Consider the following 24,548-nt stretch of genomic DNA (forward strand, 5'->3'; position numbering starts at 1 on the left):
CCGTCCAAAACACACCTCTCACGGAGATGAACCTATGTTTGGAATTGGGTCCACGGAACTTATAGTTATTCTCATAGTCGCCCTGATCGTCATCGGGCCTGCCAAGCTGCCGGAAATGGCCAAGTCCCTGGGCAAGGCCCTGGGTGAATTCCGGCGAGTCAGCACCGATGTGAAGCGGACCATCGAAATGGAAGCCGAGCAGTCCGAGCAGAAAGTGAAGACGGAACAGGCCAAGAAGGAGCTTTTTCCTGAAACCGCGGCCACTGCCGAGCCAGAGGCCGCGGCGGCTCCTGCTCCCGATCAGCCTGCCGAGCAACCCACCGTGAAGGCCACGGAGAACGAGAAGGACAAGGCATGAGCGAGGAGCGCACGGATCGGGACAGGATCGAAGACGAAGCCGGCGCTGAATCGGAAGGGACGTCTTCCCTGAATCAGGGCGAGGGTACGGCTGAAGACCCCGCTCTGAACGATTCCTCAGACAAAGGGCACGCCCCCGGTCTGGACCTGGGGGACGCCGTGGCTTCGGACGAAGCTGAGGATGGCGCTTCTCGGCCGACGGAGGATTCGCCGTCGGAAGATTCCGCCGACCCCGAACCTCTCTCGCCGGAGGCTCAGGACAGCGGGGACGCGGCTGAAAGCACCTCCGACATCGCGCCCAAGGGCGATGGGGGCGTCGCCGAGGCCGAGGCCAAGGCCGAGCCCGAAGAAGAGGAGCCCGTGCATGAGATGACGTTCACCGAGCACCTGAACGAGCTTCGGGTGCGTCTGGTGCGCTGCATCATCGCGGCGTTCGTGGGCCTTCTGGTCTGTTATGCGTTTGCCGAGCAGCTCTTCATGATGCTCATGCAGCCGCTTATCACGCTGCTCGAACCTTCCGGCGGTTCGCTTATCTACACTGGTCTGCCCGAGGCCTTCTTCACCCACCTCAAGGTCGCGGCCATCGCCGGACTTTTCGTGGCCAGTCCGTACATTTTCTATCAGCTCTGGATGTTCATCGCTCCCGGTCTCTACGAAGGGGAGCGAAAATACATGATCCCCATAGCCTTGTGTTCGGCCCTTTGTTTTGTGTCCGGGGCTCTATTCGGGTATTATGTGGTATTCCCGTTTGGTTTTCAGTTTTTTCTGGGTTATGCTTCGGATGTCATCAAGCCCATGCCCTCGGTCAGGGAGTATTTCAGCTTTTCGACCAGCATGCTTTTTGCGTTCGGGTTTATTTTCGAGTTGCCACTCTTCATGTTCTTCCTTTCGATCCTTGGGATCGTGACGCACCAGACCCTGCGCAAATATCGTAAATTCGCCATATTGGGGAGTTTCGTCGTGGCCGCAGTGCTCACTCCGCCGGACGTTGTCTCCCAAACGCTGATGGCCGGGCCGCTGTGCATTCTGTACGAGATAGGCATCTGGGTGGCCTATGCGTTCGGCAAGAAGCGAAAAGAGTCCCCGGCGGAAGATGACGCGACGGCGGAAGCCAAGGGATAAAACCAGGGCCGGGCTTCATAGCCCGGCCTTTTTTCACTGCAAGGAGACGTTATGCATCCTCGTACAGGCCGTATCGATCGGGAGACCCGGGAAACCCGGATTTCCGTGGTCGTCAATCTCGACGGAAAGGGCGTCTGCTCGGTGCAAACAGGGTTCGGATTCGCCGACCACATGCTTGATCTTTTGGGCCATTGGGCCGGTTTCGATCTTGAGATTTCCTGCAAGGGCGATCTGCATATAGACGCGCATCACTCTCTGGAGGACATCGGCTTGTGCCTTGGCAACGCCTTGAGCATGGCCCTTGGAGAGCGCCGGGGCATCGCCCGGGTCGGATGTGCGAAGGTTCCCATGGACGAAGCCCTGACCGAGGTCTGTCTCGACCTTTCGGGACGGTCCTATCTGGTGTACGAGGAAAATGTCCTGCCGGCCGTTATCGCCGGAGAGGAAAAGGATCTGTGGCGTGAATTTCTGAAATCCCTGGCGTCCAAGGCGGGCATGAACCTGCACGTGCGCATGCTTTACGGACAAAACGGGCACCATCTGCTGGAATCGGTATTCAAGGGACTCGGCCTGGCCCTGCGTCAGGCCGTGCGCGTGGAACGCGAAGACGTGCTCAGCACCAAAGGAGGTCTTGACTCATGAGATACATCATTCCGGCTTTGCTATTTTTATGTACGGCCTGCGCGGGCACCGCGCACTGGCCCGCCGTCGAGCCCAAGGCCACCCTGGCCGTGGCTCATTTTGTCCATGCGCAGCATGACTGGGAGCTCATGGCCGGCGTGCTGCCGGATGAGGTTTCGGTCATTTCCGAAGAGACATTGGACTCCCTGGACGACAAACTGGCCGCCATCCTGGATAAAAGCGAGGCGCGCACGGTGATGCACGCGGCCACGGTCAGGCAGTGCGAGGAGATCGTCCAGGCCGGCAAGGAAAGGCCGCGCTTCGAGCCCCTTGACTACTGGAAGAACGTGGGAACCTGCATCAAGGCCGATTTTCTGCTCGTGCCCTTTGTTTCCCGCTGGCAGGAGCGCGACGGCGGCGAATGGGGCGTGACCCGTCCGGCCGGCGTGACCCTGGATCTTTACCTGATCAACATGGCCACCAGTGAAGTGCGGCGCTATCATTTTGAAGAGGAGCAGCAGGGATTGGCCGAAAATCTGCTCAAGGGAGGGCGTTTCTTCAAACGCAAGGGACGCTGGATCACGCCGCTTGAAATAGCGGCCGAAGCTTTGGAAGAAGGGACGAGGGTTTTGGGTTTATGAATATATTTCCGGCAGTTGACATAAAAGATGGCAAGTGCGTGCGCTTGCGGCAGGGTGTCGAGGATCAGGTCACGGTTTTTTCCGACGATCCGGTGGCCATGGCCAGGCAGTGGGTGGAGGCGGGCACCAGATGGCTGCACGTCATTGATCTTGATGGCGCATTCAGCGGGACTCCGCGCAACATGGACCTGATTCGCGAGTTGTGTTCGGCGGTTTCCATCCCGGTACAGCTCGGCGGTGGAATTCGAAGCGTCGAGATCGCGGGCAAATATCTTGAAGCCGGGGTGACGCGCCTGATCATCGGCACCGTTGCCCTGGAAGATCCCGAATTGTTCAGCGAACTCTGCCAAGCCTATCCAGGTCGCATCGGGGTTTCCCTCGACGCCCGCGACGGCAGGCTCAAGACCAAGGGCTGGGTCGAGGACGCGGACAAGACCGTGGCGGATGTCGTTCCCGAACTTGAGGCGGCGGGCGCCGCTTTTTTCATCTACACCGACATAAGCCGCGACGGGATGCAGTCCGGGGTGAACATCCCGGCCCTTGAAGCCCTGCTGGCCATGACGGACAGACCCGTGCTCATCGCCGGAGGCATCTCCACTCTTGAAGACGTGCAGGCCGTTCATCCCTTGCGTGAGAAAGGTCTGGCCGGAGTCATCACAGGCAAGGCGATCTATGCCGGGAGCCTTGATCTCAAAGCTGCCCTGGACTGGCTCGCTGCCCAAGAATAGGCTGCTTTTTTTAGCCCTTCAAACGCAAAACGCCCGGTCAAAAAGACCGGGCGTTTTGCGTTTTAAGCCCTGGAAAAATCAGTCGGCGGGTTATTTCGTCCCGAAGATCTTGTCTCCGGCGTCGCCCAGGCCGGGCAGGATATACCCGTTTTCGTTCAGACGTTCGTCAACGGCTGCGACGTAGATATCCACATCGGGGTGCGCTTCGGTGATCCGCTTCAGCCCTTCGGGAGCCGCGACCAGAAAGAGGCCGCGGATGCTGGTGCAGCCTGCGTTCTTCAGGCAGCGGATGGTGGCGTCCAGGGTGCCGCCCGTGGCGAGCATGGGGTCAAGGATGAGGGCCATGCGCTTGCTTATGTTCTTGGCCAGCTTCACGTAATATTCCACGGGCTGGAGGGTCTCCTCGTTGCGGTAGAAACCTACGACGCTGACCTTGGCGCCGGGGATCAGGTCAAGCACGCCGTCCTGCATGCCGAGTCCGGCGCGCAGGATCGGCACGACGGTGATCTTCTTGCCCTTGATCACGTCCACCTCGACGGGCCCGGCCCATCCCTGCGCGGTCTTTTTTTCTGTTTCCAGGTCCTTGGTGGCCTCGTATGTCAGCAGTCTGGCGACTTCGGAAGCGAGTTCCCGGAAATTCTTGGTGCTGATGTCATGCTTGCGCATGAGTCCGAGCTTGTGCTTGATGAGTGGATGATCCGCCACGAATACTGCCATGTGAGTCTCTCCTTGCCATGGTCGAAAAGATTGGTGCGCTGGGCTGATTGAAAAATGTGCCTCTTCCTATTCTTCCCCTCCGGTCCGGTCAAGACGACGTTTGGAGGCTTAAAATCCGCCACACCGGAGCGCCTTACGGCTACGGTCATTGAACCTGGTGGCCGTATTTCGGATGTTCCTGATTGTCGCCGGATTTCAAGATTCGTCCTTGGGTCCGCCCGGGCCGCGCAGGTGCAGTGCCGATCGGGCAATGAGATAGGCGCTGACCGGGGCGGTGGCGAAAAGAAAGAGGGTGATGAGCAGCTCGTGCAGGCTCAAGGCATGCTCCTGTCCGCTGAAGTGCAGGACCGATGCGATCAGGATGCCGCCGACACCCAGCGTCGTGGCCTTGGTCGGTCCGTGCAGCCGGGTGAAAAGGTCGGGCAGGCGGGCCAACCCGATGGAGCCGATCAGGGCGAAAGCTCCTCCGATGAGCAGAAAGAGGGAGATGAGCGCTTCACTGAGCATGTCTGGCAACTCCTATTCGATGATGTCGCCGCGCAACAGGTACTTGCACAGGGCCACGGTTCCGATGAAGCCCATCATGGCGATGAGCAGGGCCGCCTCGAAATATTCGGTCAGGTTCTGATGGATGCCCAGCAGGATCAAAAGGGCGATGGTGTTGATGGCCATGGTGTCCAGGGCCAGGATGCGGTCCGGAAGGGTCGGCCCGGCAAAGAGCCTCCAGAAATTGAGCGTCAGGGCGGCGGCTATGCAGAAAAAGGCCACCGTGATGGCAGTGGTCAACATGGGAAGATCTCCTTCAGGGGCGCTTCGTAGCGCTGTTTGATGCGGTTCACGAGCGGGGCTTCGTCATCGAGGTCCAGGACGTGAATGAGCAGGCTGCGCCGATCTTCCGCCACTTGTGCGGAAACGGTGCCCGGAGTGAGGGATATGGTGTGGGCCAGCAGGGTGATGGCGAAATCGTTTTTCAGGTCCAGGGGCAGGCGGATGAACGTGGGCCGCAGATTTCTTGTCGGGCCGAGTATGAGGCGGGCCACGGTCAGGTTGGCGACGACGATGTCCCAGAAAAAAACGGCCAGATAGACGATGAGGGTAAGCGGGCGGCGCATGCACGGTTGATCGGGCCAGAACCTGATCGTGAACAGCGGTATGGTCACGGCGAGCAGCGCTCCGAGGACAATCTGCCCGGGAGCCGCCGAATTCACGAGCAGAAGCCAGATCAGCAGCAGGAACAGGCTGAACATGGGTTGTGGCAGCCATCTTTTCATGGGGTTTCCCTGCCGAGAACGGCGTTGATGTAGCTGTCCGGAGCAAGGAGCTGTTCGGCCGCGGCGTCGGTGTATGTGGTGACGGGACCGGCCATGACCGACAGTGCCACGGCGGTCAGGAGCAGCGTGGCGGCGGGTGCGAGCCGCAGCCATGACACCGGGGGGCCGGATAGAGGATCGCCCTGGGTCTTCCAGAAGAGTACGCTTCCGCATCGGCCCAGCGCGATGATTCCTATGAGACTGCCGCCAAGGACGACAAGCCAGAGCCAGGCGGCAATAGGAGCCTGCGCGGCATTGAGGAGCAGCAGTTTGCCGATGAATCCGGACAGCGGGGGCAGCCCGGCGATGGCCATGGCGCCAAGGAGAAAAAGCGATCCCAGCAGATTCGGGCGAGACATGGTAGGGCCTGGCTCAAGCACGTCCCCCGCCGGTCCGCGCTGGCGCACCAGATGATCGGCGAGCAAAAAGAGTCCGGCGGTGACCAGGGTTGAGTGCGGCAGATAATAGAGGCTCGCGCTTATCCCGGCCACGTTCCACAGGCCGATGCCTGCCAGCAGGGTGCCGACGGAAACGATGACCAGCCAGGCCAGAAGCACCCGTAGGCGCCTGCTGCCGAGGACGCACAGCGATCCGGCGGCCAGTGTCGCAAGGGCCACGGGAAAGAGCAGCCCTGCCGCTTCGGGAACGGGACCGTGGTTTGTGAAGATGAGCGACTGGGTGCGCAGGATGGCATAGACGCCAACCTTGGTCATGATGGCGAAAAGCGCTGCCACCGAGGGCAGTACGGCGGCGTAAAGGCCGGGCAGCCACAGGAAGAGGGGCAGGATGGCGGCCTTGAGCCCGAACACGGCCAGAAGAAGCAAGCCGGCGGCGCGCAGCAGCGGGGCCTGATCCGGAGTGCTGCCGGCCACCTTGAGCGCGAGGTCGGCCATGTTCAGGGTGCCGCAGACTCCATAGAGGGTGCCGAGGGCGATGAGGAAAAGACTTGAGCCGATGAGGTTCAGGACCACGTAGCGCAGGGCGTTTCGCGTGCGCTCGGGGCCCAGGCCGTGCAGCGCCAGGCAATAGGACGCAATGAGCAGTATTTCGAAGAAGACGAAAAGGTTGAAGAGGTCGCCGGTCAGGAACGCACCGTTTAAGCCCATGATCTGCAACGGGAAGATGACGTGAAAATCACGTCCGAGCTTGTCGTCGCCGCTACAGGCATGGAGCAGGACAGGCAGGGTCAGGAAGGCGGTCAGGACAAGCATGAGGGCGCTCAGCCTGTCGAGCACCAGGATTATGCCGAAGGGCGCGGGCCAGTTGCCGAGTTCGTATGTGTCGATGTGCCCGGTTTCGGCCCTGACCAGTAAAAGCAGGGTCGCCGCGAGCAGCCCGCAGGCCGTCAGGACGGAGACAAGGCGCTGTGGGCCGATGCCTTTGCGCACCAGCAGAAGGTTCGTCATGCCGGCGGCCAGCGGCAGGAGCAGGGGGATCATGATCAGATGGTTCATGGTTTTTCGTCCTCTCCGTCGACCTGGTCGGTGCCCAGCTCTCCAAGGGCGCGCAAGGCCAGGATGACCACGAAGGCGGTCATGCCGAAACCGATGACGATGGCGGTCAGGCCCAGCGCCTGAGGCAGCGGGTCGGCCGTGGCTCCGATGTTTGTGGCCAGAGGCGGTGCACCGGTGACCAGACGGCCGCTGAAAAAGAGGAAGAGGTTGACCGCGTAGGACATGAGCGAGAGCCCGAGAACCACGGAGAAGGTCCGGGCGCATAGCGTCAGGTACGTCCCGCAACCGATGAGAACGGCGATGATCAGGGCGGCGAGGGCTTCCATCAGCGTATCCTTGCGGGGCGAATTTTGCGCCTGGTCAGTTTGCCCAGATTGGCCAGGATGAGCATTATCACCCCGACGACGGTCAGAAAAACGCCCAGGTCGAAAAGCATGGCGCTGGCCAGCTCGAATTCTCCGACAATGGGCAGGCTGACATGGCCGAAGGTGGAGGTCAGGAAGGGATGGCTTACGAGCAGGCTGGCGGCCCCGGTCGCGGCCGCCACGAGCACGCCGACGGCGATGAGCGGATGGAAAGGCAGTCGCCACTGCCGCTGGGTCCAGGCGGTGCCGTTGGCCATGTATTGCAGAATGAGAGCCACTGCCGTGACCAGGCCCGCGATGAAGCCGCCCCCGGGCGCATTGTGCCCGCGCAGGAACAGGAAGCCCGAGACCAAAAGGGCAAGTGGCAGCAGGAAGCGGGTCATCTGCGACAGGATGAGCGGATGCGGCTCGGCGGCCCAGGGGCGGCCGTCCTGGTCGTGCGCCGGAATTGGCAGCCGCAGATTGTCGAGCATGGCGAAGACGCCGACGGCGGCCACGGCCAGGACCGTGACTTCGCCCAGGGTGTCGAAGCCGCGAAAATCCACCAGAATGACGTTGACCACATTGGCTCCGCCACCGCCGGGTATGCTCTGCTCCATGAAAAATGTGGAGATGGAGTCAAGGGGGCGGGTCAGCATGCCCCAGGCCAGCAGTCCGCATCCGGCCCCGATGCCCGTGGACAGGACAATATCCCTGAAGCGTCCGGATGGGCGGGAGCGCGGTTTGTGACGCCGGGGAATGAAAAAGAGGGCCAGTAGCAGAAGCATTATGGTCACCACCTCGACGCTGAGCTGGGTCAGGGCCAGGTCCGGAGCGGAGAAACGCACGAAGACCAGGGCCACGAGCAGGCCGACAACGCTTAGGGCCATGATCGCGGACAGGCGGTGTTCGTGCCAGAGCACGGTCAGCAGACCGGCGGCCATGAGCAGCAGCGCGCCCATGAGAGACGGGCCGTCGATGGGGGTGAGCGGGAGCGGGCCGGTGATGGCAGGACCGGCGAGGGGCAGAATCATGACCAGGGCCGCCACGCCCAGGAGCAGGGCCGCCGAGCGTTGCAGGGAGCCGTTGTCCAAGCCGTGCAGGAAGGCGCGTGCGCATCGGATCAGGGCTTCCTCGGCGGCATTGAAGAGAGCGGCCGCATCGGGAGCAAGGGGCAGGCGCTCGTGCAGGGCGAAGAGCCTGCGCCGCATTGCGTAGACGGCAAACCCGCCTCCAAGGGCGACGAGGCTCATCAGCAGCGGCGTGTTGAAGCCGTGCCATATGGCCAGGCTGTAGGGCGGCAAGGTTTCACCCGTCACGCTGGTGGCGGCCAGATCCAGCAGCGGACCCACGGTCAGGGCGGGCAGGATGCCCACCAGCAGGCACGCTCCGGCCAGGATCTCCACCGGAATCTTCATGAAGCGCGGCGGTTCGTGCGGCGGAAACCTGGGCAGATCACGGGGCGCCCCGTTGAAGAAGACGTCGTGAATGAAGCGGGCGGAATAGGCCACGGCGAAGATTCCGGCCAGGGTCGCGGCGGCCGGAAGGAGCATCCAAGCGGGGCCGAGCAGGTGAACGTGCAGGGTTTCGGCAAAAAACATCTCCTTGGACAGAAAGCCGTTCAGGAGCGGAACACCGGCCATGGCGGCGGCCGCGATCATGGCCAGGGCCGCGGTGTGGGGCATGTATTTCCAGAGCCCGTTCAGGCGGCGCATGTCGCGGGTTCCGGTTTCGTGGTCGATGATGCCTGCGGCCATGAACAGGGAGGCCTTGAAGGTAGCGTGGTTAATGATGTGGAACACTCCGGCCACGGCAGCCAGCGGCGTGTCCAGTCCGAAGAGAAGCACGATGAGGCCGAGGTGGCTGATGGTCGAGTAGGCCAGGAGGCCTTTCAGGTCATGCTGGAAGATGGCGGCATAGGCGCCCATGAGCAGCGTGGTCAGACCTACGCCGCTCACGGTGAAGAACCAGAGGTCCGTGCCTGACAGGACAGGGTAGAGTCTGGCCAGCAGGAAGACGCCGGCTTTGACCATGGTGGCGGAGTGCAGATAGGCGCTGATGGGCGTGGGCGCGGCCATGGCCTTTGGCAGCCAGAAATGGAACGGAAACTGCGCCGACTTGGTGAAAGCGCCGATCAGGATGAGCATGAGCGTCGGGACGTAGAGCGAATGGGCGCGGATGTGGTCGCCTTGTGCCAGAATCTCGGAAATTCGGAATGTCCCGGCCATCTGTCCCAGAAGCAGAAACCCGGCCAGCAGGGCCAGGCCGCCCGCCCCTGTGACGATCAGGGCCATGCGCGCACCCTGCCTGGCATCCGCGCGGTGTTGCCAGAAGCCAATGAGCAGAAAGGAGGAAAGCGAGGTCGACTCCCAGAAGATGAGCATCAGGATCAGGTTGTCGGACAGCGCCACGCCGAGCATGGAACTCATGAACACGAGCAGCAGCCCATGGAGGCGACCCATGGGATCCTTTTCCGAGAGATAGTAGCGGGCATAGATGATGACCAGCAGCCCGATGCCCGGCACCAGCAATGCAAACAGGGCGGCCAGGCCGTCCATGCGCAGGGACAGGTCAAGCCCGATGCCGTGCAGCCAGGGCAGATGCATGGACGCGGGAGAGCCTTCAAGGGCCTGGATGAACAGGACCGCGGCCAGCATCAGGGTGCACGCGGTGACAGCCATGCCCGCCCAGGTGCAGACGTCGCGTCCGAAGCGAATGGTCAGGGGCGGGAGCATGGCTCCCAGGAGGGGGAGCAGGACGAGAAGGAGAACGTTCATGCCTGAGCTTAGATGTTCAAAACGGACTGCGTCAACCGGACAGTGCGAAATAAAACATGTCAACCTGCGTCATTGTTTCGGGTAAATGGCGCGCAGGTCTTTCCGAGATGTTTTTTTTGTGTTGGGTTGGATAAAAAACTGTTCAATCACAAAATAATTTCGTATTGAATCATGCACAAATTCTTATTCGTGAGGCTGCACTGCGGAAAATTTATCAAGGAAGAATTGCCAGAGTTTGTCGATATTCATGCCGGAATGGCTGGAGATGAGCAGCGGTGGCTTTTCCGTTCCGAGGAGTCTTTGCCATGCGGTCTGATTTGCGCTCCGTACGGGTTGCTTGCATTTGTCGGCCTTGGTCATCACGGGGAATACATCCATCCCTTGAGCCCTGATGTAGGTGATCAGCTCTATGTCAAGGGCCTGGGGCGGGAGGCGTGAATCAAGCAGGGCTACTACACCAAAGAGGCGGGGGTTGTTTTTCAAGTATCTGTTGATGAGCGTGGCCCATTTTTCACGTTCCGTTTTGGAGCAACGGGCATATCCGTATCCCGGAAGATCAACGAGATAGAATTCTTCCGGGCTGACCCTGTAAAAGTTCAGGCTGCGGGTTTTGCCGGGGGTGGAACTGATTTTCGCAAGATTTTTCCTGCCGGTGAGTTTGTTCAGCAGGGACGATTTTCCAACATTGGATCGTCCGGCAAGGGCGAGTTGAGGAAGCGGCATTTCTCCCAATTGATCGATGGTGTAGATTGTCTTTTCCAAAATTACGGTGCTGGGCATGAAACTACCATTTCCTGGGGCTAGGGTTCTTGACGAAATGCGTTTTGATCAGGCAGTGATAGAAAGAATTGTCTTGGTTATCAATAATTAATTGGAGGCATACTATGCGTGCGTTGCTCGTGCTCTTGAGCGCCGTCTTTATCTTTGGAGGGTGTTCCAAGGAAGTGAAGTTGGTTTCGGCCAATTCTGCCCAGGAACCCATCCGGGTCGAGGAACAAGCCACTGTCGAATTGCGTTTGAGTGAAGTGGACCTGATCAAATACGTGGATGCCGACACCGGGGTTTGGACCGAGGCCAGGAACGCAGGTCTGGTCAAGGTCTTCAACAAGATCCTGAACAAGAACATAGTCATCGTGCCCGTGGCCGGGATGACCCCGCTGGGGCGCATGGACGGTGCTTTCACCCAGAGCGGTCTGCTCAACACCCAGGGAGATCCGGAAACCGGAGACATGGTTCAGAGCTTTTTGATATCGGCCAGTTTCGTGGGTGACCTGAGCCTTGGAGGCCAGATCGTCTCGCTGGAAGAGGACCGCTATATCGCCGGCATGCATGATGTGCTCTATGCCATGCTCTATCAGACGACGCCCGAATCCCTGCCGTCCTTTGTGACCATAGCCGAGCCTGTCGGGGAGCTTGGATCAAGCTTTTTCCGCATCATCGGCATGGCCGAAATCAAGCAGCTCATGCAGGACACCGTGGCGTTGCCCAAGGCGCAGGGCGGAGCTACGGGCGTGTTGTGCAACCTTGAGATCATCGTCAGCGACCGCGAGGTAGAGGCCGGAGATCGCATTTTTCTCATGAACGTCGATGTCGCCGCCCTGGACCCGGATGCCGTCATCGCCCAGGACGAGCCGGACACGGTTGTGGTCCTGCCGCCGCACTCCGATACCGTGAGCGAGCCTTCGGAGCAGAAATAATCCATGGAGTTCGTGGTCATAAACGGGCCCAATCTGGGCTTTCTCGGACAGCGACAGCCGGAAATATACGGAACCGAAGGCATGGACGCGCTCCCGGGGCTGGTTGAAAGATTGCTCGGAGAAGACGCCGGCCGCATTCGTCTGACGCTGTTCCAGTCCAATTCCGAGGGTGCTCTCATCGATCGGCTGGAAGAGGCGTGGAAGGTCAAGAGCGACGGAATCGTCCTCAATGCCGGAGCCTACACCCACACCAGCCTCGCCTTGGCCGATTGCCTGGCCTGGACCGGGCTTCCCTGCGTCGAGGTCCATCTGAGCAACGTGCACGCCCGCCAGTCCGCCATGCGGCATACCAGCCTCATCGGGCGGCACTGCATAGGGGCTATTGCCGGTTTCGGCATTATGAGCTATGCGCTCGCAGTCCAGGCGCTTTGGCAGCGTCTGGCCGTCCAGCCCTGAGGCTGCCGCCGGCAGGGACAAATCTATGGAGGAAGCAAGGCAAGCATGTTAGCTACGAGTGATTTCAAGAAAGGCAAGAAGATAGAGATTGACGGCGCACCGTGCGAGATTCTGGAGTGCAGTCATTACAAGCCGGGCAAGGGCGGTGCGTTCATGCGCACCAAGTACCGCAACCTGCTCACCGGGTCGGTGGTCGAGCAGAATTTCCGCTCCGGGATCAAATTTCCCAAGCCGGACCTGGAAGTCCGGGAAATGCAGTACCTCTACAATGAAGGCGACAGCTATGCCTTCATGGATATGACAACCTTCGAGCAGACTTCCGTTCCCCACGATCTCATCGGTGAAAAGGGCGGCTACCTGAAAGAGGCTCAGGCCTATAAGGTCATGCTGTATCAAGGTCGTCCGCTTGATCTGGAAATGTCAGGCTCCGTTGTCCTGGAAGTGACCATGACCGATCCCGGCATGAAAGGCGACACGGTTACCGGCGCCTCCAAACCCGCGACCCTGGAGACGGGGATCGTGGTCAACGTCCCGCTTTTCGTCGAGATTGGAACCAAGATCAAGGTCAATACGGAAACGGGCGAATACCTCGGCCGCGAATAGATTGGTTGATCGACAGCATCCAAAAGGCCATGGAGAGCGCTCTGTGGCCTTTTGTTTTTGCAACTGTCCCAGCATGGAAAAAAACGCATGACTAAAGACGGCAACAAGCTCGTACGGGAAATTTGTGCGCTGGTCTTCGCCTGTTCACTGGCACTTGTGACCCTGGCCCTGTATTCCTTTTCCCCCGCCGACCCCGGATTCAACCATCAGGCCGTGGCCGGACACAAGACGCAGAATCTGGTCGGCACCCTGGGCGCATACGTGGCCGGAGGACTGGTCGATCTTTGCGGCATGGCGGCATGGCTGTGGCCCGTTTTCTTCGCCCTGGCCGCGGCGATGCTCTTTTTCCCGAATTTTCGGCCGCACTGGCTGCGCTGGATCGGCGGCATCATGCTGGCGATCCTGATTCCTGTCTGGGCGCATTTCGCGGTCCTGCACCTGGGCTTGCCCGGATCGGGCATGGTCAGCGGAGGTTTTGTCGGGCGGACGCTGTATGCGCTGCTGCAGCGCGTCTTCGGCAATTACGGCTTCGTCCTCGTGGCCGTCTGTCTGACCCTCATCGCGGGCAGACTGCTTTTCGGCATGTCCTACCACGCTCTGATGGAAAAGTGCGCGGCCTGGCTGGCTCCGTTGCGGCGTCTGCTCCAAGGATTCCGGGCCTGGCGGGCCGAGCGCTTCACGCAGGTCCCCGCCCCAGCCACCCCGCAGCCTCAGCGCGCCCCCGTCAAACCGCGCAAACCCGTAGAGGAGACGCGCAGGGAAGAACCCCGGATCATTCCCAAGCCTCAGCCCAAGACCGCAAAACCCGTGCCTCCCGTGCGTCCGCAAACTGCGCTGGGCAGCCTGCCTCCCATCGATCTTCTGGCCCCGGTTCCGGCCTCGCGCATTTCGATCTCCAAGGCCGTTCTGGATCGTCAGTCCCAGGCCCTGACCGCCTGCTTCGCCGACTTCGGCATTCAGGGCGAGGTGCAGGGCGTGCAGCCCGGACCGGTCATCACCATGTTTGAGTTCAAGCCCGCGCCGGGCGTCAAGGTCAGCCGCATCGCGGGTATGAGCGATGATCTGGCCCTGGCCCTGAAAGCCCGGGCCGTGCGCATCGTGGCCCCGCTGCCCGGGCGTGACACTGTAGGCATCGAGATTCCCAACGAACAGCGCCAGATCGTCTATCTGCGTGAAATCCTCGATGACCCGGCCTTCGCCGACACCAAGGCCCAGCTGCCCCTGGCCCTGGGCATGGACATCCAGGGCGTGCCCAAGATCGCCGATCTGGCCAAGATGCCGCACATGCTGGTGGCCGGCGCCACGGGCGCGGGCAAGTCCGTATGCCTGAACTGCCTGCTCCTGAGCATCGTCTACAAGCACGATCCGGAACACGTGAAACTGCTGCTGGTCGACCCCAAACGCATCGAACTGGCCGTCTACGGAACTCTTCCGCATCTGGTCCACCCCGTGGTCACGGACATGCATCTGGCCAAGAACGCCCTGGAATGGGCGGTCTATGAAATGGAGCAGCGCTACGAGGCCATGGCCAGAACAGGCGTGCGGCACATCACCACCTACAACCAGAAGCTCGCCGAGATGGGTGACGACCGCCCCGAGGACATGCGCGACCTCAAGCCCTTCCCCTATCTTATCATCGTGGTCGACGAGCTGGCCGACATGATGATGACGGCGGCCAAGGAAGTTGAAGGCAGCATCGTGCGCCTGGCGCAGCTGGCACGCGCTTCGGGCATTCATCTCATCCTGGCCACCCAGCGTCCTTCCGTGGACGTGGTGACCGGCATCATCAAGGCCAACTTTCCTTCGCGCATAGCCTTTCAGGTCAGCTCCAAACACGACTCGCGGACCATCCTCGACGGCATTGGCGCGGAATATCTCCTCGGCCACGGCGACATGCTCTTCAAGCTCAGCGGCGGTAACATTCAGCGCGTGCACGGCGCTTTCGTGGGCGATGACGAGATCGCGCGCGTGGTCAAATACTGGGAAAAACAGCGCCCTCAACGATTCGAGCTGGATTTTGCCGAGTGGAACACGGCAGGCGAGAGCGGAGGCGAAGGCAACGGCGGGTCCAGCGACGTCCTCGACGACCCCAAGTACGCCGAGGCCATCGATTTCGTCTCCGACCAGGGCCGAGCCTCCATCTCCATGATCCAGCGCCGTCTGCGCATCGGTTTCAACCGTGCGGCCCGCTTCATCGAACAGATGGAGATGGACGGCATCATAGGACCACAGGACGGCAGCAAGCCCCGGCTGGTGCGCAAGAAGGATTAGAGAAAGATGCCTCCGGCGGGCAGGGGACGCGTCCCCTGCACCCCATTTAAGGGGGCAATGTCGTTGACGAATTCTGCTTCGATTTAAGCTGCCGTGATCTTCAACGGACTTCCCGCATCGGCTCAAGCGTGTCGGCTCGGTTCGGGCAAGGCCTGTCGGCTGTCTGACTGAGCCAGACATCGTTTGCTTTCCGGCCGTTTCGTACACGGGGCAAGAAAAAGGGCAAGAGCTCAAGGCCGGGAAGCATTACGAGGTCGGCAAAGGAGTTCCGGCAGGCCTTGCCCGAACCGAGCCGACTCGCGTTTTTCGCATCCGGCGCAAAAGGGATGTCTCCGGAACTCCTTGCCCTAATCGAGCCGACTCGCGTTTTTCGCATACGACGCAAATAGGCGCCTCCGACGGGCAGGGTTTTGCCGAAGAAAAACGTCAGGCTTTGTCCAGGAAGGTGAAACGTGGCTGTTTTTTTCCGTTCCGCTCGATGAGTTCCGTGAACATGGACAGCGGGCGCACCCACAGGCCTGTGTCGTTGTAAAGTGGGCGGTATACCACCATGTCCTCAAGGCCCTCGCTGTGCCTGGCCACGCCCAGGACCTCGTATTCTCCTCCCTTGAAATGCCGGTAACGGCCGGGCTGCAGCAGGGTTTCATTCTTGTCGCCGGAACTGGACATCGGTTTTTTCCTTTGTTTCGGGGTTGAAAAATCATGCAGGCATTCAATGAATTTCTTCTTTGGCATCATGGAAGGGCGAATTCAAGGCTTGCCTTGCGCCCAGGTGCGTGAGTAGAAGATGCCATCAATTTCAGGATGATGCCTGGCGAAGCCGGACATCGTCGCCGGCTTTGGGCATGGAAGCCCGGACTGCCACGTACGTGGCATGGAGAATTATTCCCCGTCTGATCTGGAGGGTTGATGGAACTTGATGTGGAAACCATGGTCGGCCGACTTGGAGAATCCCTGCTTCTTCAGGGAGCCCATATGGCCACGGCAGAGTCCTGCACCGGGGGGCTGCTCGCAAGCACCCTGACGGATGTGGCGGGAAGCTCGCGCTGGTTCGAGGGCGGGGTCGTGGCCTATGACAACCGCGTCAAGATGCGTCTGCTCGGCGTACCCGAAGAGATATTGATCCGCCATGGCGCGGTCAGTCAGGCCTGCGTTGAGAGCATGGTCAAGGGCGTGTGCGAGCTGATGAAGGTTCCCGTGGCCCTGGCCATCTCCGGCATTGCCGGGCCGGGCGGGGGAACACCGGAGAAGCCGGTGGGGCTGGTCTGGATGGCGTGGCGGATCAATCATCGGATCTGGAGCCGCGAATTCAGGTTTCAGGGCTCGCGTCGGGAGATCAAGCAGGCTAGCGTGCGCGAGGCTGTTTTGGGTCTGCTCTGATCATAAAAAACGGCGCTTCAGGTGAAGCGCCGAAAAAAACGGGAGAAATGGCACCGGAACCGGGCGTCAGTTCAGGTAGTCGCCGCGGTTAAACTTGAACTCTTCCGTGGTGGTCAGGATGTCCAGCTCTTCGACCATGGCCGCGAGCCCCTGACCGGAGGTTTGGGCCAGATCGCCCTTGACCTCCTGGATGTTTTGGCGAATGTCCGCGAGCAGATTGTAGCCTTCTCGCAGATTGCCGTTTTCCGAGCCGATGATTTGGGAATAATCTTCCCACTTGGAAAGCAGTGCATTCATCTTGTCCATGACCGTCTGCTCTGTTGGTTTTTGCAGCATGGCGGCCTGCAAGGCCTGATCAAGTCGAACCATGGGACCGGTCGCAGGCGCGGCATTGCTGGTCTGGGCGGTGGATTCCGATCCAAGTTCCTGGGCCAGGGCCTTTGCGAATCCTTCGCCTGGAGTGTTCCGGGCCGTGTTTTTTTGCTGGAGCTGCAGGGCAGCCAATTGATCCGGGGTGATTTTCATGGCCATCTCCTTCCTTTTTTCATCAGACCAAGCAAAGTCCCTGCCAAGACGAGCTTTGATTCCAACATATGAAAATTCATGAATTTTATTTGCAAGGGGCGGAAAGGTTTGCCGGGCGCCGCCAAGCGCGCCCGTGCCTTGCGTGTACCAGCCTCGCCGGACCCCGGTCAATGCACGAAGGAGGGGGGGCGCATGAGTCGGCAGCACGAGGTTGAAGTTCTTGAACTTGCACGCGGCGGGCTGGTCATCTACCCGACGGAAACCTTTTACGCCCTTGGATGTCTGGCCACGATGCACCAAGCCGTGGAGAAAATTATTTCGGCCAAGGGAAGGCCCGCGGACAAGCCTCTGCCGCTCATCGTCTCCGACTGGGAGATGGCGGAGCGCTTTTTGCGTCTGACCAAAGCCGAGGAGGAGTTGGCCCGGAAATTCTGGCCGGGGCCGCTCTCCATCGTGGCCGAGGTCGATCCGCGAGTGAGTCCGCTTGCCAAGGACCACACCGGTCGTTCGGCCGTGCGCATGTCCCCGCACGTCATTGCCGCGCGTCTCTGCCATGAGGCGGGCGCGCCGCTGGTGTCTTCCAGCGCCAACCGCAGCGGACTGCCGCCCGTGTGCAGGCCAGACGAGCTCGACTCGGAGCTTGTCAGAGATTCTGGGGCGCTAGTCATCGCGTCCACTCCGTGGCCCAGTGGCGGATTGCCTTCCACGTTGGTAAAAATCGTGGGGGCAGAGTCCGTGCGCATCCTGCGAGCGGGAGCGATATCGGCCCGGGAGATAATTGCCGCAGGGGTCGAGGTGCTCTCCTAGTACAAAATTTTTTTCACCGAATGGTCTGCTTCGGGCTTTAAAGAAAACGTGGTTAAAAAATTTGAATTAATCGAGCCGATCGGGGCTTTGTAAATTCAAAATAAAGTACTTTAATTTCAATGTATTAAAATTTTTATTGATAAAATTTGAAGCAATATTGGTTTTGGCCCGACCTTTGCTAATTAGAAAATAACTTCCTCTTTTTGCCAAAATCGGCCCCCGAACCTCACGGTTCGGGGGCCGATTTTGTTTGATCTCCGAAAAATTGCCTGCAGCCATGCTCGCGAGAGAGCACATGCCGTGCTCCACGATTATTTTTGGTACCGGTTTTTTAAGGGCTATGCGTTCGGAACTGAAATCCCTTGTCAATGCTGGGGGTTGCGTTTTTGAGCACTGAACGTACCATTAATCCGGCTAATGATTTTCAGATGTTTCGGGTTCTTTTGTAACGATTTTGCGTAGCCAAGTTTAAGGCTTCAAGTCCCGAAAAAATGGTGCTAGGCAAGTTTGAAGAGAATTGGCATAAGAAAGCTACGAGGATGCCATGCACAAAACCCGGTCATTCAGCTGCGCATGTACACGGTGCGGTGCAGCGGTTGCGCAGAGAAATCCTTTCCCCACGGTGGATATTGTACTCCATCGCGCCCCTCAGGGAATTCTGCTCATCGAGCGTGGCAACCCTCCACATGGATGGGCGTTGCCCGGAGGCTTCATCGATTGCGGGGAAAGCGCCGAGCAGGCTGCCGTTCGCGAGGCCCTGGAAGAGACCGGCCTGGCCGTGCGACTGACCGGGCTTCTTGGAGTCTATTCCGATCCGGACCGTGACCCGCGTTTTCATACATTGAGCGTGGCCTACACGGTGGAATGCGACGACGACGCAATCCCGTGCGCCGGAGACGACGCCAGGAATGCCCGTTTCTTTCCCCTTGATGCATTGCCGGCCGACATTGCCTTTGATCACCGCAGAATCATTGCCGATTTTGCCAAGAAAGTAAGCAGGAGCGCATGATCACACCGCCCCATGATATAGTTTTCCTGACTTCGGAAATTTATCCCTTCTCCAAGTCCGGAGGGTTGGCCGACGTCATGGGCATCCTGCCCCTGACCCTGTCCCGCATGGGGGTGCGTGTGGCCGTGATCACGCCCTTCTACGGCAGGCTTTCCACGGGACAATACCCAGTGCATCTGGTTCAGGAGGACTGCCCGGTGGGGTACCCCTGGGCCGACACCACCGCCGACATCTATCTGGCCGATTATCACGGGCTGCCCGTCTATTTCATTGAACGCGGCGAATACTTCGACCGCCGTCAATACTATTGCACGCACAAGGGCGATTATTTCGACAATTGCGAGCGGTTCATCTTTTTCTGCCGCGCTGCCCTGGCCGCCATCAGGCATCTGAACATGGGGGCGCGCATCGTTCACGCCCAGGATTGGCACGCGGGCCTGGCCATGGCCTATCTGGCCTTCTGGCGACGCACCGATCCCTTCTGGGCGGGCGTGCGCACGGTCATGTCCATCCACAACCTGGCCTACCAGGGTCGTTTCTCCTACCGCCTCTTCGCGCAGTCAGGCCTGCCTCTGGAAGCCTGGAACATGGAGGGCGTGGAATTCTACAACAGCTTCAACCTGCTGAAAGCCGGGATCGCATACGCCGACAAGATCACCACGGTCAGCCCCAGCTATGCCGCAGAAATCATGACCCCGGAATTCGGGTGCGGTCTGGAGGGCATCCTGACCCGCCGCGCGGCCGACCTGGTCGGGATTTTGAACGGCGCGGACTACTCCATCTGGAGTCCCGAGAACGACCGGATTCTGGAGTGCACCTATTCGGCGGAAAAGCCTGAAGGCAAGGCGGACTGCAAGAAGCATCTCATGGGCGTGCTCGGATTGTCTCCCGAACTGACCGAGCGTCCGCTTCTGGGTTTCGTCGGACGCCTGCGCGGTCAGAAGGGTATCGACATCGTGCTCGAAATCATCCCCGAACTCATGGAACTGGGCGTGGGACTGGTGGTTCTGGGCGAGGGGCGCGCCGAGTTCGAGGCCATGCTGATGAGCGTCATGGAGGATTACCCGGGCAGGATCGTGGGGGTCATCGGGTACACGGAGGAAATGTCGCATCTCATCCAGGCCGGGGCGGACATCTTTCTCATGCCGTCACGCTACGAACCGTGCGGGCTGACGCAGATGTACAGCCTGAGCTACGGCACTCCGCCCGTGGCCACCGCGGTGGGCGGCCTGCGAGACACCATAACTCCGTATCCCGATCCCGGAGCCAACGGGTTCATTTTTTCCGAATCCACACCGGAGGCGCTTTTGGCCACGGTGCGCATGGCAGTGCAGGTCTGGGAGGATCGCGATGCCTGGAGAGAGGTTCAGATGAACGCCATGCAGACACGGTTTTCCTGGGAAAACTCCGCACGTAAATACATGGATGTCTATGCATCACTGCACGGAGATCTTTTAGACACATGGAGGATGATATGAGCATTGAAAAGAAATATCTGAAGACGAAAAACATCTGTAAGGTCACCTTCCATCTGCCGGTCGGCGGCGCGGGCGGGGCGGCAACGGCGTTTCTGGTCGGGGAATTCAATGATTGGGCCATGCACTCGCTGCCCATGAAGAGGCTCAAGGACGGATCCTTCAAGCTGACCATCGACCTGCCCATCGGGAATGCGTACCAGTTTCGCTACCTGCTCGACGATGATCGCTGGGAGAATGACTGGAACGCCGATTCCTACTGCTACAGCGAGTATGGAAACTGCGAGAATTCCGTTGTCGAAGTGTAAGGTGATCAGTAGAAATCCTTACTCGATTATCGCTTGCGCATTGCTTTTTGAACGCGAAGCCCGTAATTTCTGCCCCTGTTTTCATACATTTTCAGTACAAGGAGCAGACTATGGATGCGCAACAACCCGCCTATAAGGATATTGCGCCCCGTTTGCGGGGGCTGCGGGACGCCATGGATTTGAGCGAAGAGGATATGGCCGCGCAGCTGGGCGTCACGGCTGCGGATGTCCTCGGTTACGAGTCCGGAGAGCAGGAGATCCCGGTCAGTTATCTTTTCAACGTGGCCCAGGCGTTTCAGGTCGACCTGACCGTGCTCATGTCCGGCAAGGAAGCGCATCTGCACACCGCCTCCCTGGTCAAGAAGGGCAAGGGCATGAGCGTGGAACGGCGCAAGGACTACGACTACAAGAGCCTGGCTTACCGTTTCGTCGGCCGCAAGATGGAGCCCTTCGTCGTCACCGTCCCACCCAAGGACAAACACTCCCTGACCTTCAACGAGCACCCCGGGCAGGAATTCATCCATGTCCTCTCCGGCAAGCTTGAAATCACCCTCGGCTCCACGGTCCATGTCATGGAACCTGGAGACAGCCTGTACTTCACCTCGCGTACTCCCCACGCCCTGCGTGGCCTGGACGGCCAACCGGCCGAGTTTCTGGATGTGATTATCTAGGGGGCGGGCCACAAGGTTCGTACCCCGCAAGCAGTCATCCCGAATCAATCCAACACCATCGGAGTACCCATGCATACAAAACTGCGTCCTTCGTCTTATGAAGAGTTCCAGGCATCTTTTTCCCTGACCATCCCGGACAAGTACAATTTCGCCTTCGACATGGTCGATGCCACCGCCGCTGCGGACCCGGCACGCCTGGCCATGGTTCACGTGGACGACGCCGATGTGCGCCGCGAATACACCTTCGGCTATTTTTCCGAACAGTCGAGCCGCCTGGCGGGTGCGCTGCAGAGCCTCGGCATCGGGCGCGGCGACAAGGTCATGATCATCCTGCACCGCCGGGTGGAATTCTGGACCGTCATGCTTGCCCTGCACAAGCTCGGCGCGTTGGGCGTGCCGTCGCCTGCGCTCCTGACGGCCAAGGACATCACCTACCGGGTCAATTTTGCCTCCATCAAGGGCGCCATTGTCGATGAATCCGTGCGCGCCACGGTGGAAGCGGCCAAGCTCGACTGCCCGACGCTGACCGTGCAGGTGCTGGCCGGACTTGAGCAGCCCGAAGGCGATTGGCACAGCTTCTCGCGGATCGTCGACGACGCGTCACCAGTCTTTTCCCGTCCGGCCGACGCGGCCTGCGGCGAAGACCCGGCGACCATCTTTTTTTCTTCCGGCACCACCGGGCACCCGAAGATGGTGCTGCACAATTTCAACTACCCCTTCGGCCACATTATGACCGGCTCCTACTGGCACGACATAGAGCCCGGAAACCTGCACCTGACCCTGGCCGACACGGGCTGGGCCAAGTCCACCTGGGGCAAGTTCTATGGGCAATGGCTGGCCGGAGGAGTGGTTTTCGTCTGGGATTTTCGGGGCAAGTTCGAGCCCGCGAGGCTGCTTCAGGTCATCGCCGACCACAAGGTCACCAATTTTTGCGCGCCGCCCACGGTCTATCGCTTCCTGATCCGCGAGGATCTGGACGCCTACGATCTTTCCGCGTTGCGCCATTGCACCACTGCGGGCGAACTCCTGAACGACAGCGTGTTCGAGACCTGGGTGGAGAAAATGGGCATGCCCATCTACGAAGGCTACGGACAGACCGAGACCACTCTGCAGATCGCGACCTTCCCGTTCATGAAACCCAAGGCCGGCTCCATCGGCAAGCCCTGCCCGGGCTGGGACATCCGGCTCCTGGATGAAAACGATGAGCCCTGCCCCCCCGGCGTTGAAGGGGAAATCTGCATCGGCATCGAGCCCACGCAGCCCGTGGGCCTCTTCTCCTGCTACCTGCAGGACGAGGCCAAGACCGCGAGCGTCATGAACGGAGGCTACTATCGCACCGGCGACAAGGCCTGGATGGACGAGGACGGCTACTTCTGGTTCCTCGGGCGCATCGATGACCTGATCAAGAGCTCGGGCTACCGCATCGGCCCCTTCGAGGTCGAAAGCGCGCTCATCACCCACCCCGCCGTGGTCGAAGCTGCCGTGACCGGCGTGCCCGACCCCGACCGTGGTCAGGCCGTCAAAGCCTCCGTGACCCTGGCCGCAGGCTACGAGCCCTCGCCGGAACTGACCAAGGAACTGCAGAACCACGTCAAGAAAGTGACTGCGCCTTACAAATACCCGCGCATCATCGACTACGTTAAGGAACTGCCCAAGACCATCAGCGGCAAGATCAAACGCGCCGAGATCCGGGCACGGGACGAGGCATAAAGAAAGGGGAGAAGGGAAAAGCGGGGCCCTGCCCCGCACCCCGCAAGGGGCGCGCCCCTTGACCCGGGTAGGGGGGAATGATTTTGAGGCCATGCGTGATGTGTGGCCTTTTTTTGTGGCGGCTGTTGCTCAAGGGGGCCTGCCTTGACTTTTACGGATCTTCCGTTACGACATTTCCGTAACGGAGGTTCCGGAATTATGCCTAATCCTTTTCGTCTTGAAGTGCTTGGAGAGGGCGATCCTTTTTGTGATCGTCAGGAAGAAGTGCAACAACTCCTGCGTTGCGCCAGGGCCACGCAGAACATGGTGCTTGCCTCGCCGCGCAGGTACGGAAAGACATCCCTGTGCCGGAAAGTGCAGAAGATTTTGCACGATGAGGGATATCTTTGCTTTGCATTTGATTTTTCCGGTGTCGATGGCGTCTCTGAGATCGCCCGCCGTCTTGCCCGCGACATGTTCAAGACCTTGCATGCCCGGGAATCACTGCTGACCAGGGGCAAACGTTGGTTGAACGCCTTGAGTGCGTTTCGTCCGGTCTTGACATTCGATCATTCCGGCGAAGCCGCCATATCCGTGACGCGTGCCAATGAGACCCAGGATCCCCGAACGTTGCTGGAACAGACTCTCGAAGATTTGGCGCGAATCATAGAATCACGGGAATGGCCTTGCCACGTAGTCATGGACGAATTTCAGGATTTGACCAAGCTTGCCGAATCCCAAGCCGTGGAAGGCATAGTGCGGAAAACCATCCAGGGCTTGCCGGCGTCGTTCGTTTTTTCCGGGAGCAGGCGAAGCCTTCTGTTGGCCATGTTCAGCGATCAGAAACGTTTTTTGACCCTCTCCGCCGTGAAGATGTTCCTGCCTCCTCTGCCCATTTCGGATACATCTCAATGCATAGCATCGTTTTTTGCGCAGGAAGGCAGGCACATCGATCCGCAAGTGAGCGCCGCTCTTGTGGCGGCGGCCAGACAATATCCCTTTTACGTACAGCGTCTGGCCAGCGAGGTTTATGAGCGCAGCGGCCGCGACGTGACGATGGAAGACGTGGAGCTTGCAAAAATGAGCGTGATTCAATCCGAATCCGGCTTGTACGAGACCATGATTGCTCCGCTGACCACGCGGCAATTGAAATTGCTCAAGACTTTGTCCGCCAATCCGAGTGCTCAGCTCACTAGCGCCGAATTTGTGGTCAAGGCGGAACTGCCGTCTTCTTCCATTTCGGATATCCGTGAAATTTTGCTGCGCGAAGATCTGATCGAGAAAACAGAAGAGGGTGTCTGGCGAGTGGTAGATCCGTTCTTTTCTGAGTGGCTGAACAAGCTGTAGAGGACTATGCTGAAGACGTACTCTGGCGTACGTCAGTTAAATGTCTCATTGCAAAAAGTCGCGAGAGAACCTGGACGTCATTCCTGTAACGGAGGGAACCCATGTCTTTCCAGACGACACTGCAAAAAGTCGCAAAAGAACCCGAGTGTCATTCCCGCGAAGGCGGGAATCCATTCTTTTCAGATAGTTAAAAAAGCATGGATCCCCTTCTTCAAGGGGATGACGACTTTTTGCAGCGC

27 protein-coding genes are annotated in these 24,548 nt (G+C 59.6%); 17 read left to right on the forward strand and 10 right to left on the reverse strand.

What is annotated here, in order from left to right:
• The first annotated feature begins 34 nt into the window (after window positions 1-34).
• The 5 genes from tatB to hisA all read left to right on the forward strand — a co-directional run bounded on the left by tatB (window position 35) and on the right by hisA (window position 3,469).
• Window positions 35-358 carry a Sec-independent protein translocase protein TatB gene (gene tatB, locus BMZ24_RS16045; RefSeq protein ID WP_092193769.1) on the forward strand — a complete coding sequence of 108 codons (324 nt, stop codon included), beginning with the start codon at window positions 35-37 and terminating at the stop codon, window positions 356-358.
• Between the two features lie 368 nt (window positions 359-726).
• Complete coding sequence (gene tatC / locus BMZ24_RS16050) at window positions 727-1,479, forward strand: twin-arginine translocase subunit TatC (RefSeq protein WP_092193825.1); 753 nt, start codon at window positions 727-729, stop codon at window positions 1,477-1,479.
• Between the two features lie 51 nt (window positions 1,480-1,530).
• Window positions 1,531-2,121 (forward strand): imidazoleglycerol-phosphate dehydratase HisB, encoded by a 591-nt coding sequence (hisB, locus tag BMZ24_RS16055; RefSeq protein WP_092193770.1) that lies wholly within the window; start codon window positions 1,531-1,533, stop codon window positions 2,119-2,121.
• The gene (locus tag BMZ24_RS16060; RefSeq protein WP_092193771.1) at window positions 2,118-2,741 is read left to right on the forward strand and encodes a hypothetical protein; all 624 of its coding nucleotides are present in this window, start codon (window positions 2,118-2,120) and stop codon (window positions 2,739-2,741) included. Before hisB ends, BMZ24_RS16060 begins: the two co-directional genes overlap by 4 nt.
• Window positions 2,738-3,469: a 1-(5-phosphoribosyl)-5-[(5-phosphoribosylamino)methylideneamino]imidazole-4-carboxamide isomerase gene (gene hisA / locus BMZ24_RS16065; protein WP_092193772.1), complete on the forward strand. Its 732-nt coding sequence runs from the start codon at window positions 2,738-2,740 to the stop codon at window positions 3,467-3,469. Before BMZ24_RS16060 ends, hisA begins: the two co-directional genes overlap by 4 nt.
• A 90-nt stretch (window positions 3,470-3,559) precedes the next feature.
• Here hisA and upp read toward each other — a convergent pair whose 3' ends face one another.
• The 8 genes from upp to yihA all read right to left on the reverse strand — a co-directional run bounded on the left by upp (window position 3,560) and on the right by yihA (window position 10,851).
• Entirely contained in the window at window positions 3,560-4,186 is a 627-nt protein-coding gene (gene upp, locus BMZ24_RS16070; protein ID WP_092193773.1) for a uracil phosphoribosyltransferase, read from the reverse strand.
• 195 nt (window positions 4,187-4,381) lie between these two features.
• Window positions 4,382-4,693, reverse strand: coding sequence for a Na+/H+ antiporter subunit G (locus tag BMZ24_RS16075; RefSeq protein WP_244150394.1), 312 nt, complete (start codon window positions 4,691-4,693; stop codon window positions 4,382-4,384).
• A gap of 12 nt (window positions 4,694-4,705) precedes the next feature.
• Window positions 4,706-4,975: a K+/H+ antiporter subunit F gene (locus BMZ24_RS16080; protein ID WP_092193775.1), complete on the reverse strand. Its 270-nt coding sequence runs from the start codon at window positions 4,973-4,975 to the stop codon at window positions 4,706-4,708.
• Window positions 4,969-5,457, reverse strand: a complete 489-nt coding sequence (locus BMZ24_RS16085; protein WP_092193776.1) for a Na+/H+ antiporter subunit E — start codon at window positions 5,455-5,457, stop codon at window positions 4,969-4,971. Before BMZ24_RS16085 ends, BMZ24_RS16080 begins: the two co-directional genes overlap by 7 nt.
• Complete coding sequence (locus BMZ24_RS16090; RefSeq protein ID WP_092193777.1) at window positions 5,454-6,950, reverse strand: monovalent cation/H+ antiporter subunit D; 1,497 nt, start codon at window positions 6,948-6,950, stop codon at window positions 5,454-5,456. Before BMZ24_RS16090 ends, BMZ24_RS16085 begins: the two co-directional genes overlap by 4 nt.
• On the reverse strand, window positions 6,947-7,276 hold the full coding sequence (locus BMZ24_RS16095) for a Na+/H+ antiporter subunit C (protein WP_092193778.1): 330 nt from the start codon (window positions 7,274-7,276) through the stop codon (window positions 6,947-6,949). Before BMZ24_RS16095 ends, BMZ24_RS16090 begins: the two co-directional genes overlap by 4 nt.
• A complete protein-coding gene (locus BMZ24_RS16100; protein ID WP_092193779.1) occupies window positions 7,276-10,071 on the reverse strand; it encodes a monovalent cation/H+ antiporter subunit A in 2,796 nt (931 codons plus the stop codon). The genes BMZ24_RS16095 and BMZ24_RS16100 overlap by 1 nt, the downstream gene beginning before the upstream one ends.
• A gap of 183 nt (window positions 10,072-10,254) precedes the next feature.
• The gene (yihA, locus tag BMZ24_RS16105) at window positions 10,255-10,851 is read right to left on the reverse strand and encodes a ribosome biogenesis GTP-binding protein YihA/YsxC (RefSeq protein ID WP_092193780.1); all 597 of its coding nucleotides are present in this window, start codon (window positions 10,849-10,851) and stop codon (window positions 10,255-10,257) included.
• 104 nt (window positions 10,852-10,955) lie between these two features.
• On the opposite strand from yihA, the gene BMZ24_RS16110 reads away from it, so the two are divergent.
• From BMZ24_RS16110 to BMZ24_RS16125, 4 genes are all read left to right on the forward strand, one after another.
• Window positions 10,956-11,768: a hypothetical protein gene (locus BMZ24_RS16110; protein WP_092193781.1), complete on the forward strand. Its 813-nt coding sequence runs from the start codon at window positions 10,956-10,958 to the stop codon at window positions 11,766-11,768.
• Window positions 11,769-11,771: 3 nt separating this feature from the next.
• The gene (locus BMZ24_RS16115) at window positions 11,772-12,224 is read left to right on the forward strand and encodes a type II 3-dehydroquinate dehydratase (RefSeq protein WP_092193782.1); all 453 of its coding nucleotides are present in this window, start codon (window positions 11,772-11,774) and stop codon (window positions 12,222-12,224) included.
• Between the two features lie 45 nt (window positions 12,225-12,269).
• The gene (efp, locus tag BMZ24_RS16120; RefSeq protein WP_092193783.1) at window positions 12,270-12,827 is read left to right on the forward strand and encodes an elongation factor P; all 558 of its coding nucleotides are present in this window, start codon (window positions 12,270-12,272) and stop codon (window positions 12,825-12,827) included.
• Between the two features lie 87 nt (window positions 12,828-12,914).
• The gene (locus BMZ24_RS16125; RefSeq protein ID WP_092193826.1) at window positions 12,915-15,098 is read left to right on the forward strand and encodes a DNA translocase FtsK; all 2,184 of its coding nucleotides are present in this window, start codon (window positions 12,915-12,917) and stop codon (window positions 15,096-15,098) included.
• A gap of 426 nt (window positions 15,099-15,524) precedes the next feature.
• Here the strand turns inward: BMZ24_RS16125 and BMZ24_RS16130 are convergent, their stop codons facing one another.
• Window positions 15,525-15,767, reverse strand: a complete 243-nt coding sequence (locus BMZ24_RS16130; RefSeq protein WP_092193784.1) for a DUF1653 domain-containing protein — start codon at window positions 15,765-15,767, stop codon at window positions 15,525-15,527.
• Between the two features lie 240 nt (window positions 15,768-16,007).
• On the opposite strand from BMZ24_RS16130, the gene BMZ24_RS16135 reads away from it, so the two are divergent.
• Complete coding sequence (locus BMZ24_RS16135; RefSeq protein WP_092193785.1) at window positions 16,008-16,478, forward strand: CinA family protein; 471 nt, start codon at window positions 16,008-16,010, stop codon at window positions 16,476-16,478.
• A gap of 66 nt (window positions 16,479-16,544) precedes the next feature.
• On the opposite strand, the gene BMZ24_RS16140 is transcribed toward BMZ24_RS16135, so the two are convergent.
• Window positions 16,545-17,003 carry a hypothetical protein gene (locus BMZ24_RS16140; RefSeq protein ID WP_092193786.1) on the reverse strand — a complete coding sequence of 153 codons (459 nt, stop codon included), beginning with the start codon at window positions 17,001-17,003 and terminating at the stop codon, window positions 16,545-16,547.
• Window positions 17,004-17,195: 192 nt separating this feature from the next.
• Between BMZ24_RS16140 and BMZ24_RS16145 the strand changes: the two genes are divergently transcribed.
• The 7 genes from BMZ24_RS16145 (at window position 17,196) to BMZ24_RS16175 (ending at window position 24,309) form a co-directional block, all read left to right on the forward strand.
• On the forward strand, window positions 17,196-17,810 hold the full coding sequence (locus BMZ24_RS16145; RefSeq protein ID WP_161949196.1) for an L-threonylcarbamoyladenylate synthase: 615 nt from the start codon (window positions 17,196-17,198) through the stop codon (window positions 17,808-17,810).
• 544 nt (window positions 17,811-18,354) lie between these two features.
• Window positions 18,355-18,819: an NUDIX domain-containing protein gene (locus tag BMZ24_RS16150; RefSeq protein ID WP_092193788.1), complete on the forward strand. Its 465-nt coding sequence runs from the start codon at window positions 18,355-18,357 to the stop codon at window positions 18,817-18,819.
• Complete coding sequence (glgA, locus tag BMZ24_RS16155; RefSeq protein WP_092193789.1) at window positions 18,816-20,297, forward strand: glycogen synthase GlgA; 1,482 nt, start codon at window positions 18,816-18,818, stop codon at window positions 20,295-20,297. Before BMZ24_RS16150 ends, glgA begins: the two co-directional genes overlap by 4 nt.
• A complete protein-coding gene (locus BMZ24_RS16160) occupies window positions 20,294-20,602 on the forward strand; it encodes an isoamylase early set domain-containing protein (protein WP_092193790.1) in 309 nt (102 codons plus the stop codon). Before glgA ends, BMZ24_RS16160 begins: the two co-directional genes overlap by 4 nt.
• 110 nt (window positions 20,603-20,712) lie before the next feature.
• Complete coding sequence (locus BMZ24_RS16165; protein WP_092193791.1) at window positions 20,713-21,273, forward strand: helix-turn-helix domain-containing protein; 561 nt, start codon at window positions 20,713-20,715, stop codon at window positions 21,271-21,273.
• Between the two features lie 69 nt (window positions 21,274-21,342).
• Window positions 21,343-22,983: an AMP-binding protein gene (locus BMZ24_RS16170; RefSeq protein ID WP_092193792.1), complete on the forward strand. Its 1,641-nt coding sequence runs from the start codon at window positions 21,343-21,345 to the stop codon at window positions 22,981-22,983.
• 144 nt (window positions 22,984-23,127) lie between these two features.
• Window positions 23,128-24,309 carry an AAA family ATPase gene (locus BMZ24_RS16175; protein ID WP_143077937.1) on the forward strand — a complete coding sequence of 394 codons (1,182 nt, stop codon included), beginning with the start codon at window positions 23,128-23,130 and terminating at the stop codon, window positions 24,307-24,309.
• Window positions 24,310-24,548 lie beyond the last annotated feature (239 nt).

This window comes from Desulfomicrobium norvegicum, assembly GCF_900114595.1.
Lineage (GTDB): Bacteria > Desulfobacterota > Desulfovibrionia > Desulfovibrionales > Desulfomicrobiaceae > Desulfomicrobium > Desulfomicrobium macestii.

Coding starts and splice junctions, on each gene's coding strand:
- tatB (WP_092193769.1), top strand. CDS start 35: ATGTTTGGAATTGGGTCCACGGAACTTATAGTTATTCTCATAGTCGCC.
- tatC (WP_092193825.1), top strand. CDS start 727: ATGACGTTCACCGAGCACCTGAACGAGCTTCGGGTGCGTCTGGTGCGC.
- hisB (WP_092193770.1), top strand. CDS start 1,531: ATGCATCCTCGTACAGGCCGTATCGATCGGGAGACCCGGGAAACCCGG.
- BMZ24_RS16060 (WP_092193771.1), top strand. CDS start 2,118: ATGAGATACATCATTCCGGCTTTGCTATTTTTATGTACGGCCTGCGCG.
- hisA (WP_092193772.1), top strand. CDS start 2,738: ATGAATATATTTCCGGCAGTTGACATAAAAGATGGCAAGTGCGTGCGC.
- upp (WP_092193773.1), bottom strand. CDS start 4,186: ATGGCAGTATTCGTGGCGGATCATCCACTCATCAAGCACAAGCTCGGA.
- BMZ24_RS16075 (WP_244150394.1), bottom strand. CDS start 4,693: ATGCTCAGTGAAGCGCTCATCTCCCTCTTTCTGCTCATCGGAGGAGCT.
- BMZ24_RS16080 (WP_092193775.1), bottom strand. CDS start 4,975: ATGTTGACCACTGCCATCACGGTGGCCTTTTTCTGCATAGCCGCCGCC.
- BMZ24_RS16085 (WP_092193776.1), bottom strand. CDS start 5,457: ATGAAAAGATGGCTGCCACAACCCATGTTCAGCCTGTTCCTGCTGCTG.
- BMZ24_RS16090 (WP_092193777.1), bottom strand. CDS start 6,950: ATGAACCATCTGATCATGATCCCCCTGCTCCTGCCGCTGGCCGCCGGC.
- BMZ24_RS16095 (WP_092193778.1), bottom strand. CDS start 7,276: ATGGAAGCCCTCGCCGCCCTGATCATCGCCGTTCTCATCGGTTGCGGG.
- BMZ24_RS16100 (WP_092193779.1), bottom strand. CDS start 10,071: ATGAACGTTCTCCTTCTCGTCCTGCTCCCCCTCCTGGGAGCCATGCTC.
- yihA (WP_092193780.1), bottom strand. CDS start 10,851: ATGCCCAGCACCGTAATTTTGGAAAAGACAATCTACACCATCGATCAA.
- BMZ24_RS16110 (WP_092193781.1), top strand. CDS start 10,956: ATGCGTGCGTTGCTCGTGCTCTTGAGCGCCGTCTTTATCTTTGGAGGG.
- BMZ24_RS16115 (WP_092193782.1), top strand. CDS start 11,772: ATGGAGTTCGTGGTCATAAACGGGCCCAATCTGGGCTTTCTCGGACAG.
- efp (WP_092193783.1), top strand. CDS start 12,270: ATGTTAGCTACGAGTGATTTCAAGAAAGGCAAGAAGATAGAGATTGAC.
- BMZ24_RS16125 (WP_092193826.1), top strand. CDS start 12,915: ATGACTAAAGACGGCAACAAGCTCGTACGGGAAATTTGTGCGCTGGTC.
- BMZ24_RS16130 (WP_092193784.1), bottom strand. CDS start 15,767: ATGTCCAGTTCCGGCGACAAGAATGAAACCCTGCTGCAGCCCGGCCGT.
- BMZ24_RS16135 (WP_092193785.1), top strand. CDS start 16,008: ATGGAACTTGATGTGGAAACCATGGTCGGCCGACTTGGAGAATCCCTG.
- BMZ24_RS16140 (WP_092193786.1), bottom strand. CDS start 17,003: ATGAAAATCACCCCGGATCAATTGGCTGCCCTGCAGCTCCAGCAAAAA.
- BMZ24_RS16145 (WP_161949196.1), top strand. CDS start 17,196: ATGAGTCGGCAGCACGAGGTTGAAGTTCTTGAACTTGCACGCGGCGGG.
- BMZ24_RS16150 (WP_092193788.1), top strand. CDS start 18,355: ATGCACAAAACCCGGTCATTCAGCTGCGCATGTACACGGTGCGGTGCA.
- glgA (WP_092193789.1), top strand. CDS start 18,816: ATGATCACACCGCCCCATGATATAGTTTTCCTGACTTCGGAAATTTAT.
- BMZ24_RS16160 (WP_092193790.1), top strand. CDS start 20,294: ATGAGCATTGAAAAGAAATATCTGAAGACGAAAAACATCTGTAAGGTC.
- BMZ24_RS16165 (WP_092193791.1), top strand. CDS start 20,713: ATGGATGCGCAACAACCCGCCTATAAGGATATTGCGCCCCGTTTGCGG.
- BMZ24_RS16170 (WP_092193792.1), top strand. CDS start 21,343: ATGCATACAAAACTGCGTCCTTCGTCTTATGAAGAGTTCCAGGCATCT.